The 15,454-nt window shown below is 62.2% G+C and carries 11 protein-coding genes; 8 read left to right on the top strand and 3 right to left on the bottom strand.

What is annotated here, in order from left to right:
- The first annotated feature begins 473 nt into the window (after positions 1-473).
- Positions 474-968, top strand: coding sequence for a hypothetical protein (locus tag ACO54Z_RS11640; protein ID WP_485997161.1), 495 nt, complete (start codon positions 474-476; stop codon positions 966-968).
- Between the two features lie 570 nt (positions 969-1,538).
- Positions 1,539-2,870, top strand: a complete 1,332-nt coding sequence (locus ACO54Z_RS11635; protein ID WP_485997160.1) for a hypothetical protein — start codon at positions 1,539-1,541, stop codon at positions 2,868-2,870.
- A gap of 75 nt (positions 2,871-2,945) precedes the next feature.
- Here the strand turns inward: ACO54Z_RS11635 and ACO54Z_RS11630 are convergent, their stop codons facing one another.
- The 3 genes from ACO54Z_RS11630 to ACO54Z_RS11620 are packed head-to-tail and all read right to left on the bottom strand — an operon-like array spanning position 2,946 to position 8,890.
- On the bottom strand, positions 2,946-4,436 hold the full coding sequence (locus ACO54Z_RS11630; RefSeq protein ID WP_485997159.1) for an efflux transporter outer membrane subunit: 1,491 nt from the start codon (positions 4,434-4,436) through the stop codon (positions 2,946-2,948).
- An 11-nt stretch (positions 4,437-4,447) separates the two neighbouring features.
- Entirely contained in the window at positions 4,448-7,630 is a 3,183-nt protein-coding gene (locus tag ACO54Z_RS11625; protein WP_485997158.1) for an efflux RND transporter permease subunit, read from the bottom strand.
- Positions 7,631-7,642: 12 nt separating this feature from the next.
- Positions 7,643-8,890 (bottom strand): efflux RND transporter periplasmic adaptor subunit, encoded by a 1,248-nt coding sequence (locus tag ACO54Z_RS11620; RefSeq protein ID WP_485997157.1) that lies wholly within the window; start codon positions 8,888-8,890, stop codon positions 7,643-7,645.
- A gap of 113 nt (positions 8,891-9,003) precedes the next feature.
- Here ACO54Z_RS11620 and ACO54Z_RS11615 point away from each other — a divergent pair, with 113 nt between their 5' ends.
- Genes ACO54Z_RS11615 through kdsA form a run of 6 tightly spaced genes read left to right on the top strand, consistent with a single transcriptional unit; the run spans position 9,004 to position 15,451 of the window.
- On the top strand, positions 9,004-9,600 hold the full coding sequence (locus tag ACO54Z_RS11615) for a TetR/AcrR family transcriptional regulator (RefSeq protein WP_485997156.1): 597 nt from the start codon (positions 9,004-9,006) through the stop codon (positions 9,598-9,600).
- A gap of 46 nt (positions 9,601-9,646) precedes the next feature.
- Complete coding sequence (locus tag ACO54Z_RS11610; RefSeq protein WP_485997155.1) at positions 9,647-9,958, top strand: hypothetical protein; 312 nt, start codon at positions 9,647-9,649, stop codon at positions 9,956-9,958.
- A gap of 30 nt (positions 9,959-9,988) precedes the next feature.
- Entirely contained in the window at positions 9,989-11,692 is a 1,704-nt protein-coding gene (locus tag ACO54Z_RS11605) for an Hsp70 family protein (RefSeq protein ID WP_485997154.1), read from the top strand.
- Between the two features lie 11 nt (positions 11,693-11,703).
- Complete coding sequence (gene tilS / locus ACO54Z_RS11600; protein WP_485997153.1) at positions 11,704-13,011, top strand: tRNA lysidine(34) synthetase TilS; 1,308 nt, start codon at positions 11,704-11,706, stop codon at positions 13,009-13,011.
- On the top strand, positions 13,008-14,642 hold the full coding sequence (gene pyrG, locus ACO54Z_RS11595; RefSeq protein WP_485997152.1) for a CTP synthase: 1,635 nt from the start codon (positions 13,008-13,010) through the stop codon (positions 14,640-14,642). Before tilS ends, pyrG begins: the two co-directional genes overlap by 4 nt.
- Complete coding sequence (gene kdsA, locus ACO54Z_RS11590) at positions 14,639-15,451, top strand: 3-deoxy-8-phosphooctulonate synthase (RefSeq protein ID WP_485997151.1); 813 nt, start codon at positions 14,639-14,641, stop codon at positions 15,449-15,451. The genes pyrG and kdsA overlap by 4 nt, the downstream gene beginning before the upstream one ends.
- The last annotated feature ends 3 nt before the right edge of the window (positions 15,452-15,454 follow it).

Below are 15,454 nucleotides of genomic sequence, written 5' to 3'. Positions count from 1 at the left end.
CCCTCCCCCGCAGGCGAAGCCCGCAGCGGGCGGGTACCCACGCAAAATGCGTCCGCATTTTGCGTGGGGCCCGGGGTAGGGTCGGGGTGGGGGTGAGCGATATTGCTCACGAACTGAAATTACTATTTTTCAATGGTTTTGCTGCCCTCACACCAATCCTCTCTCGCTACGCAAGCAATGCTTGTCCCACAGGGACTGGAACAGCTCGCGCAGCGAGAGAAAAGGTATATCGGCGGTTTTACCTGCTCCCGTTTGCACAAGAAAACGGGTTTTTCCAGGCTCCAAACGGGTTCTGAGCAGAAATCGCCCTCCGGGGCGATTTTTTTGCGCCCTGCGCATTGACCAGATAACGCACCATGTAAATAGCTACCCATGCTATATAAAATAGCGTAGGATATCGCATAGTCGGCTATCAAATATAGTACGACCGATGCCCTGCGGGGCGGATTCCATCACATCCAAGGAGTTGAACAATGAAAAAATCCCCTGTCCTGCCATGGCTTGCCCACGCCATGCGCTTTGCCGGTTGTTGCCTGATTTGCGGCAGCGCCGTCGCCTTTATCGCGATGAACCAGGGCGCGCGCCTGCAAGACGCGCAATTCTTTTACTGGCAACGCTATTTCGTTGATGGCGTGGTTTCTGTTGCCACCCTGCCGGGTATTTGGCTGTTTTTCGCCGGTTCCCTTCTCTGCTGGTTATGCCAAAGAACGAAGAAAACACTATTGCTCGCGGTCATGGCGCTACTGGTCGTTATCAATAGCCAGTGTTTTATCATCCCGCTGTCAAAACAGGCGTCAATGCTCGCCTTTCAGACCAGTCGGGCAGAACCGGTTGCGGCGGCATTTATGACCGCCAAAACGGGGGAAGACCGGCTGGGCGCGGTGAATGGGGGATTGTTGCTGGGCTATCTCGCCATATATTTGTTATGGCGGGAAAAGGCGAAAACCGGTCTCTCATCAACGCCATAACCCGTAAACAGGGGAACACCCGTCATAGTGTGCGCCTTGGCGCACCGTCCGGCACATGGCAACAGTTGTGCGACGGTGGGGCAAGCCCCACCCTACGAACCGCCCCCTCCCCCTGTGGGGGAGGGCTGGGGTGGGTTTTGCCCGCATACCACCGGCCCTGTAGCCATACCGGTCTCCTTTCAAAATTTCCGCGTGCGTGTCGGCTACGCCGCCACACACCCTACGCACGAGATCCGCCATAGGGTGCGCCTCGGCGCACCGTCTGGCGCATGGCGACGGTTGTGCGATGGTGGGGCAAGCCCCACCCTACGAACAGCACGTAGGCCGCCATTTATGGCCGACATCAAAAATAACGTCGGGAATGAATGCCCGACCTACAACTTGCCCACTTGCCCGAATACCCGCCAAACCGCCCCGCCATAGGGTGCGCCTTGGCGCACCGTCCGGGGAAGGGGGCTGATTGGCAGTTTATAGCCATCCCCCTGAACCCGGTCAGGCGGCGCACCCTGCACGGAACTTTGTGAATATCGCTATACAATGCCCGGAATCCCACGACAAAAGGAGTTCCGCATGAAGTCTGCCCCCATCGCTATCGCCCTGACCGCTTTCGTTTTCGGCCTCGGCGGCTGGTACCTCCACGACCGCTTTGGCAACCGGCATGAGATGCCACCGCCCGCCCCAAAACCGCCGCCGGCAACCGCGTCGGATGACAACGCTGCCCGCTTTGCCGGTACCCTGCAACCCGTTGGCAATGGCGAATGGTCCACCGGCACCGTCGCCCCACTGGCAGCCGCTGAACCGAATTCCGCACCGCCGGGAGCGACAAACCACAGCGCCGCCTTGTCCGCCGCAGGCTCCCGGCTCGCCGCTTACCCGCTTGCCACACGCAGTTGGGGCGACATTTATAACCCCGGCGGCACCATTCCCGCACACGGCTTTGCCGCCTGGTTCATCGACACACGCCAACCGCAGCAGCCGGTTGCCACGGCAGAAGAAGCCCGCATCGCCCTCGATTTTGCCTACAGCGACTCCCACGGCATCCCGTCCGAATCCTTCGCTGCCTACTGGGCGGGCAAAATTCCGGTTGTACAAAAAGGCCATTACCGCCTGAAAGCCGATATTGGCTGGGCACAGATGCGCGTCCTGCTTGACCGGCACATCATCGCCGAAAGCCGTGAACCCAACCATACCGAACTGCCGCCCGCGCTGGAGCTGGACGTCGGCGAGCATCTGCTTGAAGTCGAATACAACAACCACTGGCACACCGCACAATTCCAGCTTGCACTTGAGCCGGACGTTCCCGCCTATGGCAGCGAAGACCTTGCCGCCGCCATCGCCGCGCTGCACCTGCCGCCCACAACCGTCACCCATGTGGTTGCCCTCTACCAGAGCGTCGAAGCGGATAACCGCGTCCGTGTGCAGGCACCGACGGGCGATACCCCCTACATCCTTGTCCTGAACAGCTACGAGCCTGTCAATTGGGAGCTGCAAGGGCGCGCGCCCGTGCTGGTCGTGCATGACGACCGTGGCAGCCTGCATGGCACGGGTGGCGCACCGCAGCTCGTCTGGCGTAGCCGCTTCAGCCATGACGCCAGCGAAGACCTGCCGGGCGCTCCCGAATGCACCTGCTACATCCGCAAGCGCAACCTGAAATGCAAAGGCGACATCACGCCGGGTCTGGTTGGCAAAGTCAAACAGCTGACCGGCTACCCGCTTGCCGGATTCAGCGGCGCTTACGACAACAAGGGCGACGCGCTCATCCCGGTGCCACTGACCCCGGTCGCGGCGCTGGCAGAAAAAGAGGATGCTGCCATCAAGAAAATCCGGCATGACATCGCAACCAACCGGGAACACTGCGCCCACAAAAGCGGCCCCTATGCCCATATTCCCGAAAACCCCTGAAGCCGCGCGCTTTGCGCAGCTTTTGGTGAGTACCGCTATAAAAAAGCCCGCCAATGCGGGCTTTTTTGGGTGCTGTTAGCGGCGGCGGGTCGTGGGGCGGGGTGGTTTGTTGGCGGGGGCGGGTTTGTTGCCCTCCAGCGCCGGGGCGCTGACGCCGTATTGGTCGAGGCCGCCGCCCATGCTGATGTACAAATCAACGTTGTTGGTGAGGATTTGCAGCTCGGTAGCGAGCAGTCCCTGGTCGCTGCTGTAGCTTTCGCGTTGGGCATCGAGGCGGTCAAGCGCGGTGCTGACGCCCGCCTCAAAGCGCAGGTTTTCCAGGCGCAGCCGTTCGCTCACCGCCTTGTTGCCGCGCTGTTGTGCCGCGTATTGCTCTGCCAGCGTTTGCCGGGCGGCAAGCGCGTCGGCCACTTCGTAGAAGGCGGTCTGCACGGTGTTCTGGTAGCTTTCGACGAGGATTTTTTGTTGCGCTTCGGCGATGTTCACCGCGCGGTTGAGTTTGTCGCGGTTGAAGATGGGCAGGCTGATGCTCGGCGCGATGCTCCAGGCGAGGTTTGGCGCCTTGATCAGTTCGTCGAGTTCGGGGCTGGCGTAGCCGACGCTGCCGGTGAGGCTGATGCTGGGGTAGAGCGCCGCGCGTGCCGCGCCGATGTTGGCGTTCGCCGCTTTCAGCTGGTATTCGGCTTCGCGGATGTCCGGCCGGTTTTGCAGCACGGTGGCGGGGATGCCCGCAGGCAGGCGCAGGTCGGCGAAGGCGTTTTTCAGGCTGCCCGCTGGCGGCAGGTTGAGCTGGCTTACCGGTTTGCCAACCAACAGCGAGAGGGCGTTCAGCGCTTTTTGGTGGGCGCGTTCGGCTTCGGCGTAGCTGCTGCGCGCGCTTTCGATTTGGGTCTGCACGCCACTCAGGTCGCCGGCGGTCATCAGCCCCGCGTCAAACTGCATTTTGGAGAGGCGGTAGCTTTCCTGCCGGCTTTGCACGACGTCTTCGGCCAGTTTTTGTTGGGCATCGGCGATGCGCGCCTGGTAGTAGGTTTTGGCGACAGCGGAGATGATGCTGAGTTCGGCGGCGTCGCGTGCTTCGCGGGTGGCAAGGTATTTGTTCAGCGCCTGGTCGCTCATCGCCTTGACCCGGCCAAAGAAGTCGAGTTCAAAGGCGCTGCTGGCGAGGGTGAGGTTGTGCACGGTGCCAACGCGCGCCTGGCCGGTGCCGGTGAGGTCGCGCGCGGTGCGGCTGCGGGTGATGCCGCCGTTGGCGGCCACCGTCGGCAGGAATTCGCTGCGCTGGATGCCGTATTGGGCTTCGGCGATTTCGGTGTTGAGCGCGGCGGTTTTGAGGTTGTGGTTGTGCGCGAGTGCTTCTTCGATGAGTTTTTGTAGTTGCGGGTCGCGGAAGTATTCGCGCCAGTGGGTTTCGGCGGCGGTTTTGCCGCTGCTGTTTGCCTGTTCGGCGACGGCGACTTCCATCCAGTTTTGCGGCAGGGCGACGTCGGGCTGCTGGTAGTCGGGGGTGAAGCTGCACCCTGCGAGGAGCAGGGCGAGCGCAAGGGGTTTGAGGAGGGTTTGCATGGGGTTCTCCTTTAGTAGGGCTGGTCTTCGGGGCGGGCGTATTTGTCGTGCACGCCGAGTTTGCCGGGGAAGATTTTGCGTACGAGGACGAAGAAGATGGGGATCATCACCAGTCCCATGAAGGTGCCGATGCTCATCCCCCAGAAGACGCTGGTGCCGATGGCGCGCTGGCTGGCGGAGCTGGCGCCGCTGGCGAGGTAGAGCGGCACGACGCCGAGGATGAAGGCGAGCGAGGTCATGACAATCGGGCGGAAGCGCAGGTGGGCGGCGGCGAGCGCGGCCTGGATGCGGGTTTTGCCGCCTTCTTGCAGGTCTTTGGCGAACTCGATGATGAGGATGGCGTTTTTCGCCACCAGCCCCATCACCGTGACCATGCCGACGCTGAAGTAGATGTCGTTGGCGAAGGTTTCCGCCCTCTGCCCTGCCATCATGACGTTAAAGAGGTTGCGGCCGTAGATGCCGCCTGCGGTGCCGAGCAGGCCGAGCGGGATGACGAGGACGACGGCAAACGGGATTGACCAGCTTTCGTACAGCGCGGCGAGGCAGAGGAAGATGGCTATCAGGCTGAAGGCGTAAACGTAGAGTTTTTGGTCGCCGGAGCGTTGTTCTTCCAGCGCGAGGCCGGTCCATTCGAGGGCGAAGCCGGGCGGCAGTTGGGCGACGAGTTCTTGCATGGTGTTCATGCCTTCGCCGGAGCTTTTGCCTTGCGCGGCGCTGCCGGAGAGTTGCATCGCCGGGTAACCGTTGTAGCGGGTCGCCTGCATTTGTCCGTTTTCCCAGGTGAAGTTGGCGATGCTGCCAAAGGGAACTTGCCCGCCCCGGGTGTTGGGGATGTTCAGCGTTTTCAGGTCGTTTTCCTGCATCCGCGCGGCGGCGTCGGCCTGGACGGTAACGCGCTGCAACCGCCCCTTGTTGGGGAAGTCGTTGATGTAAGCGGAGCCGAAGTTGGTACCCAGCGTGCTGGCGATGCTGGTGATGGGGACGTTTTGCGCATAGGCGGCGTTGCGGTTGATGTCGATGCGCAGTTGCGGCGCGTCGGCCAGGCCTTGCGGGCGGATTTCGCCGATGACGTCCTTGCGCTGCATCGCCATGCCCATCAACTGGTTGCACGCGGCAAGCAGCGCTTCGTGTCCGGCACCGCCGCGGTCTTCCAGCATCAGGTCAAAGCCGCTGGAGGTGCCGAGCGAGGGGATGGCGGGCGGGCTTAAGGCAAAGATGGTGGCGTCGCGGATGCCCATGAAGCCGCCCATCAGTTTGCCGGAGATGGCGTTGGCGGTCTGGTCGGGGCGGGCACGCTCTTTCCAGTCTTTGAGGATGATGAAGGCCATCCCCATGTTTTGTCCCTGGCCGGTGAAGCTGAAGCCTTGCACGGCGACAATGTTGTCAATTTCCGGGATATTTTTGGCGACCGCTTCCATTTCTTTGAGTTTGTCGATGGTGCGTTCGGCGGTCGCACCAGCGGGCAGTTGCAGGCTGGCGATGACGAAGCCCTGGTCTTCGTTCGGCAGGAACGAGGTCGGCAGGCGGGTGTAGAGGTACACCGCCCCGGCACTGACGGCGAGATAGACGACAAACATCGCGTAGCTGATGCGGATGAATTTGGCGATGGTCGCTTCGTAGGCGTGGGTCGCTACTTTGACGAGGCGGTTGAACCAGCCGAAGAAGCCGCGTTTTTCGTGGTGGTCGTCGCGTACCGGTTTGAGCACGGTGGCGCAGAGCGCGGGGGTGAGCGTCAGTGCCAAGAAGCCGGAGAAGCCGATGGAGCCTGCCATAACGAGGGCAAACTGGCGGTAGATGTTGCCGGTGGAGCCGCTGAAGAAGGCCATCGGCAGGAAGACGACGATGTTGACCAGGGTGATGCCGACGATGGCACTCGATATTTGCCCCATGCTTTTCCGCGTCGCCTGGTAGGGGGTGAGTTTTTCTTCGGCCATCAGGCGCTCGACGTTTTCAATGACGACGATGGCGTCATCTACCACAATCCCGATAACCAGCACCATCGCAAACATGGTGAGCACGTTGATGGAGAGGCCGAGCGGGCTCATCAGTGCCACCGCGCCCATGAGCGAGATGGGGACGACGATGGCGGGGATAAGGGTGTAGCGGAAGTTTTGCAGGAAGAGGAACATCACCACTACGACCAGCGCCATTGCTTCGACCAATGTATGCAGTACCTGCTCGATGGAGAGGCTGACGAAGGTGGAGGTGTCGTACGGCGTACTCCACGAGATGCCTTCGGGGAAGTATTTGGCAAGGTCGGTCATGCGTTCTTTGACCGCCTTGGCGACGGCGACGGCGTTACCGCTGTTGGAGAGTTGCACCGCCATACCGGTGCTTTCTTCGCCGTTGACGCGGGTGGAGAAGCCGTATTGTTCCTGGCCGAGCTCAACGCGGGCGACGTCTTTCAGGCGGACGGTAGCGCCGCCTTCGGTGCTTTTCAGCACGATGTTTTCAAATTCGGCGACGTCGGCGAGCTGGCCGGGGACGTTGATAACGGCGGAGAAGGTCTGGCCGGGCAGGGCGGGCAGGGCGCCGAGGCTGCCGGTCGGGATTTGCCGGTTTTGTGCGGCGATGGCGCTGGAGACGTCATCGGCGGTGAGATCATAGCCGCGCAGTTTTTCCGGGTTGAGCCAGATGCGCATCGAGGATTCGGAGCCGAAGAGGCGGACGCCGCCGACGCCGTCAATGCGTTGCAGTTCGGGGACGATGTTGCGCTGCGCGTAGTCGTTCATCTCGCGCACGCTGATATGCGCGTTGGCATCGCGTTGCAGCGCTACCACCATGAGGAAGTTGCTGCTGCGCTTGGAAACGGTGATGCCGTTCTGGTTGACCGAGGCGGGCAGGCGCGAGGTGACTTGCGCCAGGTTGTTCTGCACGTTGACCTGGGCGATGTCTTCGTTGGTGCCGGAGACGAAGGTCAGCTCCAGCTCGCCGGTGCCGTTGGCGTTGGCGCTCGCGTTCATGTAATCAAGACCGTCCACGCCGTTCATTTCGCGTTCGATGATGGACAGCACCGACTCCTCAATGGTGGCGGCGCTGGCACCGGGATAGGTGACGCTGATGGTGATTTGCGGCGCGGAGACATTCGGGTATTGCTCTACTGGCAGGCGGTTGAGCGAGAGCAGGCCGCCGAAAATGATGAAAATGGCGACGACCCAGGCGAAGACCGGTCGGTCAATAAAAAATCTGGACATGATTCCCCCGGATTACTGAGCGGCAGGCTTGCTGGCGGCGGGTTTGCCACTGGCAGGTTGCGCGGCTTGCCCCGGCTGCGCCTGCGGTTTGCCGTCCGCGCCGAGAATGACCGGGGTGATGCGGGTCGCGCTGCCCATCAATTGCGACAGGGTATCGACCATCACCATTTCGCCCGGTTTGAGGCCGCCGGTGATAATCCACTGGTTCTTCTGCGAACCGGCAATCTTCACCTCGCGCGGCGCAAAAGTGCCGTCTTCGGCGACAACGCGCAGCGTGTCGGTCTTGCCACGGGTGACGGCGCTTTGCGGCACCAGATAGGCATTATGGAACTGGCTTTGCGGAATGTCGGCGCGCACATACAGCCCCGGCAACAGCATCCCGTCCGGGTTCGGCACCTCGGCGCGCAAGAGCAGCTCGCCGGTGCTGGCATCAACCGTCTGGTCGGCAAAAAGCATCCGCCCCTTGTGCGGGTACGGCGTGCCGTCATCCAGCGTAATCTGCACCGCAAAATCCACGCCCTTGAGCGCGCCGGACTGGAATTCCTTCTTGATGCGCATCAGGTTGGCGGCGGACTGGGTGATATTCACATAGAGCGGGTCAAGCTGCTGAATCTTCGCCATGCTGGTGGTGTTGCCGGGGGAAACCAGCGCGCCTTCAGAAACATTGGACTTGCCAATCACCCCGGAAATCGGCGCCAGCACCTTGGCGTACTGCACATTGATTTCCGCCTGCTTGATCGCCGCCTCGGCGACAAGAATATTGGCAGAGGCCACCTTGACCTCGGTCAGCGCCTGATCATACGTCTGGCGGGAAACCGCCTTCTCCTTGACCAGCGGCGCGTAGCGGTTGGCGGTACTCTGCGCCAGCGCCTTGTTGGCCTGCGCCAGCGACAACTGCGCGCGCGCGGACTGCAAATTCGCCTGATAAACCGCGTCATCAATCTGATAGAGCTGCTGCCCGGCGCGCACCAGCGAGCCTTCCTCAAACAGCCGCTTCTGCACAATGCCGCTCACCTGCGGCTGAATCACCGCCTCGCGCGAGGCCTCCAGACGGGCGGGCAGGTTTTCGGTGACGACCACCGTCTGCGGCTTGACCACCAGCACCCCGGCCTGCGGCGGTGGCGGTTGCTGACCGGCAGCGGGGGCGCCGCCGCCTTCCTTGCTCTCCTTGTCGGCATCCTGCACCTGCGCCAGCGCGGGCTGCAAAAACACCGCCAGCGCGGTGGCAACCATCAGATAAAACGGGCGAATCTCCATCATAATGTCCTCGGAATTAAAAAGCTGAAAGAACAGCGCATTATATACAGCGCCGAATGTAAGTCAATAAACATTGCTATACTGCGGCCAAATCCGCAAAAACTGTCTCTGAAACCATGCGCAGAACCAAAGCCGAAGCCGAACAAACCCGCCACGACATATTAAAAGCCGCCCTCATCCTCTTCGACGAACAGGGTTACGTCCAGACCAGCCTGCGCGACATCGCGCGCAAGGCCGAAGTGACCCGCGGCGCTATCTACTGGCATTTTGACAACAAAGAACAAATCGTCGCCGCGCTGGCGCAGGCACAATTTGACGACCTGATGCGGCAAAACGCCGCCGCCATCAGCGCGCCCGACATCTGGCAAACGCTGGGCGACAACTTCATCGCCTACTTTCACGAACTCATCCGCAGCCCCGACCGCCTCCGCTTCTACCGCGCCTTCCACCAGCACGGCAAGGCGGCACCGCTGGAAAAACTGCACCAGGAATACCTCGCGCTATGGCAGGCACAATGCCGCGATGCCGTAAAACGCGGCAAAGAAAACGGCGAACTGCGCAAAGAGGCCGACCCCGAATACCTGCACTTTTACCTGTCAATGATCATTAGTGGTCTGATTGAGCTCTGCCTCGAACAACCGGCGCACCCGCACCTCGGCGAATACTGCGAACGCGCCATCCGCGACAGCATCGCCTGGATAAAGGCGCGGTAAACCTTGCCAACACGCCAACCCGCTTCTGCTTCACACGAAACACGTCATGACTGAAACCCCCGACCGCTTCGCCCGCATCCGCCTGCCGGAAGGCGGCGAAATCCGCGAAGAACAGCGCTTCCTGCTGCTGACATACACCGCCCTCTACCAAAAACTGCATATCCCCGCTGCGGGGTTGCAGGTTGAAAGCATCGTCGTCAGCCTCGAAGAAGCGGCGGCGCACAGCACCCAAGAGCTGCTCAACCTCATCCTTGCCTCTGGTTACGTCGCCGAAGACGCCGAATTTACCTTCCGCGAAAATCGTGCCGACGGCTACCTCTACACCTATTTCAATATCCGCCCGGCGGATGCCTCCTAATCCGCCTTCCCCGCACGGAGCCTCAATAACATGAATACCGCCCCCATTCTCGGCATCGACCTCGGCACCACCAACAGCCTCGTCGCCTACTGGCACGACGGCAAGGCGCAACTCATCAAGAACGCCCTCGGCAGCGTCCTCACCCCGTCGGTGGTCAGCGTCGATAACGACGGCATGATCCTCGTCGGCCAGGCGGCGCGCGAACGCCTCGTCTCGCACCCCTTCGCCACCGCCGCCGCCTTCAAGCGCTACATGGGCAGCAGCAAGCGTTACCGCCTCGGCAAAGGCCACGAATACAGCCCGGAAGAACTCTCCGCCCTCGTCCTGCGTTCGCTTAAGGCCGACGCCGAAGCGGCGCTGGGCATGGCAGTGCGCGAGGCGGTCATCACCGTCCCCGCCTACTTCAACGACACCCAGCGCCGGGCGACGCGCCACGCCGCCGAACTGGCAGGGCTGAACGTGCAGCGCCTTTTGAACGAACCGACAGCGGCGGCGATGGCCTACGGCCTGCACCAGGACGGCGACGACCAAAAATTCCTCGTCCTTGACCTCGGCGGCGGCACCTTTGATGTCACCCTGCTCGATATGTTCGCGGGCATCATGGAAGTGCGCGCCAGCGCCGGTGACAATATGCTCGGCGGCGAAGACTTCACCGAGCTGCTGATACAGGGCTTCGGCGTGGCGCACAGCGCGATTGACCTCAGCGACGCACAAGGCGCGCTGTACGCGGCGGCGGAGCGTGCCAAACAGGCGCTCGGCAGCGGCGATACCGAAATGCAGGTGAACCACAACGGCGCGCCGCTTACTTGGCGCATTACCGCCGCCGACTGGGAAAAACGCTGCGAGCCGCTAATTGAGCGCTGCCGCATCCCCATCGAACAAACCCTGCGCGATGCGGGCGTGCGCGCGGCGAGCCTGAACGACATCATCCTCGTCGGCGGCGCGACGCGGATGCCCGTCCTGCGCAAGGCGATGGCGCGCCTCTTTGGCCGCTTCCCCACCACCGGCCTCAACCCCGACGAAACCATCGCCATCGGCGCTGCCATCCAGGCAGGCCTCGTCGCGCAAGACCAGGCGCTGGAAGAAGTGGTGATGACCGACGTTGCCCCCTACTCGCTCGGCGTCGAAACCAGCATCCAGACCGGGCATGACCGCTACGAAGGCGGCATCTTCAGCCCGATCATCGAGCGCAACACCGTCATCCCGGTGAGCCGCATGGAAACCTACTACCCGGTGCAGGCCAACCAACGCGCGCTCCTCTTCAAAATCTACCAGGGCGAAGCGCGGCTGGTGCGCGACAACATCTACCTCGGCGAAATCGACATCCCGCTGCCCGACTACAGCGACCCGGAACATATGCCCGCCGAAGTGCGCTTCACCTACGACGTCAGCGGCCTGCTGGAAGTGGACGTGCATCTGCCCGCCGACGGCAGCACGCGTCAGCTCACCATCCACAACAGCGGCAAAAACCTTGACGAAGCGGCGCTCCAGGCGGCGCACGAAAAACTGGCGGCGCTGAAAATCCACCCGCGCGACCAGACCGAAAACCGCACCCTGCTCGCCCGCGCCGAACGGCTCTACACCCAGCGCCTGGGCGACGAACGGCAAAGCATCGGCCACCGCATCGCCATCTTCACCGCCGCGCTCGACAGCCAGGACAAACGCCTCATCCGCGAAGCGGCGCAAGAATTGCAGGATTACCTCAACCACATGGACGACACGCCGTGGGATTGAACGGCTGAGCCATGCTCCTCCCCGACGATTCTCCCTTCTGGCGCTGGCAGGCGGATTACCGCCCCGCCGCGTTTTTGCTCGCCCTCAGCGGCGGGCGCGACAGCATGGCGCTGTTGCAGGCGCTGACAATGCAGCGCGCGCGGTTGGCGGCGCCGCTTTCCGCCTGTTATGTCGATCATGGCTGGTCGGCGGCAAGCGCAGGCTGGGGCGCGTTTTGTCAGCGCGAGGCGGCGGCGCGCGGGGTCGCGTGTGAAATCGTCAAACTGGACTGGCCGGAGGGCGGCGGCAATGCCGAGGCACGGGCGCGGGCGTTGCGTTATCAGGCGCTGGCAACGCGGCTACCGCCACGCGGCGTGCTGCTCACCGCGCATCACCGCGACGACCAGGCGGAGACGTTTTTGTTGCAGGCGTTGCGCGGCAGCGGGCTGGACGGCTTGGCGGCGATGCCTGCGCGGCGTGCGTTTGCGGGCGGCGAATTGTGGCGACCTTTGCTTGATGTGCCGCGCGCGGCGGTTGAGGATTTTGTTGCCGCGCAAGGCGTCGCTTATCTGGATGACCCCAGCAATGCCGACCCGCACTATGCGCGCAACCGCTTGCGCCTCACGGCGTTGCCCGCCTTGCGCGAGGGTTTCCCGCAGGCGGATGCGGCGTTGGCACGCTCGGCGGCGTGGTTGGGCGAGGCGCTCGCGGTGCAGCAGACGCTGTTGGACGGGATTTTGGGCGACGCGGCGACGGTGTTGCCGTGGCAGACGCTCACGGAGCGGTTTGATGCGGCGACGTGCAGGGCGCTGTTGCGTCGCTGGTTGCAGCGTGCCGGGCAGCCCGCGCCACCGGCGGCGCGGTTGTTGTCGTTTGTCGAGGCGCTCGCCGGGCAGGGTCAGGCGCAGTTGCGCTATGGCGCGACGGTAGTGGTGCAGTATCGCGGCGATTTGCATCTGTTTCAGGCGAGTGAACCGCAATCGCCGCCGCCGTTTGCGCCGGAAACCGTTTGGCCGGGCGTGGGCGTGTTGTCGCTGCGCGCGGGCGCGGATTTGCTCGCCGGGCGCGACTGCCGCTGGGCGCTCTATCCCTGCGCGGCGCATTGGCAGGCGCCGGGGCGACGTTATGCGGAGTCGTTGAAGAATGTGTTGCAGCGCGAAGGCGTGCCGCCGTGGTTGCGCCGCCGTTTGCCGCTGCTCGTGGTTGATGGTGAATGCGCGTGGTTGGGCGGTTTTGGCGCGGCGGCGGGCTGGCAGGGTCTGGCGTTTGACTGGCACAATCAGGCTCATTTTGTTAAGATTCCGCATCTTTTCGATAATGGCTCGGACAGGCTCGCATGACCAAATTTATTTTCGTGACCGGCGGCGTGGTTTCTTCCTTGGGGAAGGGCATCGCCGCCGCTTCTTTGGGCGCCATTCTGGAAGCACGCGGGCTGCGTGTGACCCTGATCAAGCTCGATCCGTATATCAATGTCGATCCGGGGACGATGAGCCCGTTCCAGCACGGCGAGGTGTTCGTAACGCACGACGGCGCGGAGACTGACCTTGACCTCGGTCACTACGAGCGCTTCGTCAATATGCGCGCGACGCAGTTCAATAATTGCACCACCGGCCGCATTTATTCGGAGGTCATCCGCAAGGAGCGGCGCGGCGATTATCTCGGCGCGACGGTGCAGGTGATTCCGCACATCACCGACGCCATCAAAAGCTATGTGTTGCGCGCGGCGGAAGGCGCGGATATTGCGATGGTGGAGGTCGGCGGTACGGTTGGCGATATTGAATCGCTGCCGTTTTTGGAAGCGCTGCGCCAGCTTGGCGCGCAACTGGGACGCAGCCGCTGTATGTATATGCACCTGACGCTGTTGCCGTTTATCGCCGCTGCCGGGGAATTGAAGACGAAGCCGACGCAGCACAGCGTCAAGGAATTGCGCTCCATCGGTATCCAGCCGGATATGCTGATTTGCCGCGCCGACCGCGACATTCCCGAAGACGAGCGGCGCAAAATTGCGCTCTTTACCAATGTCCCCGCCGATGCGGTCTTCGCCGGGCTGGACGTGAAAAACATCTACGAAATTCCGCTGCTTTATCACAAGCAGGGCGTGGATGAGGCGGTGATGCGCCATTTCAATCTGGAGGCAAACCCTGCCGATTTGTCCGTGTGGCAGCAGATTGAAACCGCCATTGCCAATCTCAAGGAAGAAATCACCATCGCCATGGTCGGCAAGTATGTGGATTTGACCGATGCCTACAAATCGCTCAATGAAGCGCTGTATCACGCGGGCGTGCGCAGCGGCAACAAGGTCAATATCCGCTACATCGACTCGGAAGACCTCGCCAAAGAAGGCACGGCGCTTTTGGCCGATGTGGACGGCATCGTCGTTCCCGGCGGCTTCGGCAACCGTGGCATCGAAGGCAAAATCCTCGCGGTGCAGTACGCGCGCGAACACCGCATCCCCTACCTCGGCATCTGTCTGGGGATGCAAATCGCGGTGGTGGAATTTGCGCGACACGTTTTGGGGCTTTCCGGCGCGGGCAGCACCGAATGGGACGACAAGGTCGCCGACCCGGTGGTGGCGCTCGTCACCGAATGGGTCAATGAGCGCGGCGAAACCGAACAGCGCGACGCGCACACCGACCTTGGCGGCACGATGCGCCTCGGCGCACTGCCCGCACGGCTCAAATCCGGCACGCAAATCGCCCGTATCTACGGCGCGGAAATCATCAACGAGCGCCACCGCCACCGCTACGAAGTGAACAGCCATTACGAAAAACGCCTCGAAGACGCGGGGCTCATCATCTCCGGTCGCTCCGAAGACAACGGTCTGGTGGAAGTGATTGAGCTGCCGGAGCATCCGTGGTTTATCGCCTGCCAGTCGCACCCCGAATTTACCTCGACCCCGCGCAAAGGCCACCCGCTGTTTGAATCCTTCATCCGCGCCTGCCGCGCCCAACACGACGGAGCAAACTCATGAACCTCTGCGGCTTTGAAGTCGGCAACGACCGCCCCTTCTTCCTCATCGCCGGGCCCTGCGTGATTGAATCCGAAGCGCTGGCGCTCTCCACCGCCGAAACCCTGAAAAAACTGACCGACCGCCTCGGCCTGCCCTTCATCTACAAATCCTCGTTTGACAAGGCCAACCGCTCCTCCGGCACGAGTTACCGCGGCCCCGGCATCGCCGAAGGCCTGCGCATCCTCGCCAAAGTCAAAGCCGAAACCGGCGTGCCGGTCATCACCGACGTCCACGAAGACACGCCGCTTGATGAAGTCGCGTCCGTGGTGGACGTGCTGCAAACCCCCGCCTTCCTCTGCCGCCAGACCAACTTCATCCACAACGTCTGTAAACAGGGGCTGCCGGTAAACATCAAAAAAGGCCAGTTCCTCGCGCCGTGGGATATGCGCCACGTCGCCGACAAGGCGAAAAGCACTGGCAACCAGCAGATTATGCTGTGCGAACGCGGCGTGAGCTTTGGCTACAACAACCTCGTCTCCGATATGCGTGCGCTTGCCGTGATGCAGGAAACCGGTTGCCCGGTCGTCTTTGACGCCACCCATTCCGTGCAGTTGCCCGGCGGACAAGGCACGTCCTCCGGCGGGCAGCGCGAATTTGTGCCGGTACTGGCGCGGGCGGCGGTAGCCGTCGGCGTCGCTGGCCTGTTCATGGAAACCCATCCCGACCCCGATCGCGCCCTCTCCGACGGGCCGAACGCCTGGCCATTGGGAAAAATGCCACTGTTGCTAGAACAACTGATGGCGCTTGACAACGTCGCAAAATCAATCTGATAA

This window comes from Cardiobacterium sp. (assembly GCF_057314735.1).
This window is presented reverse-complemented; position numbering and strand designations above follow the sequence as displayed.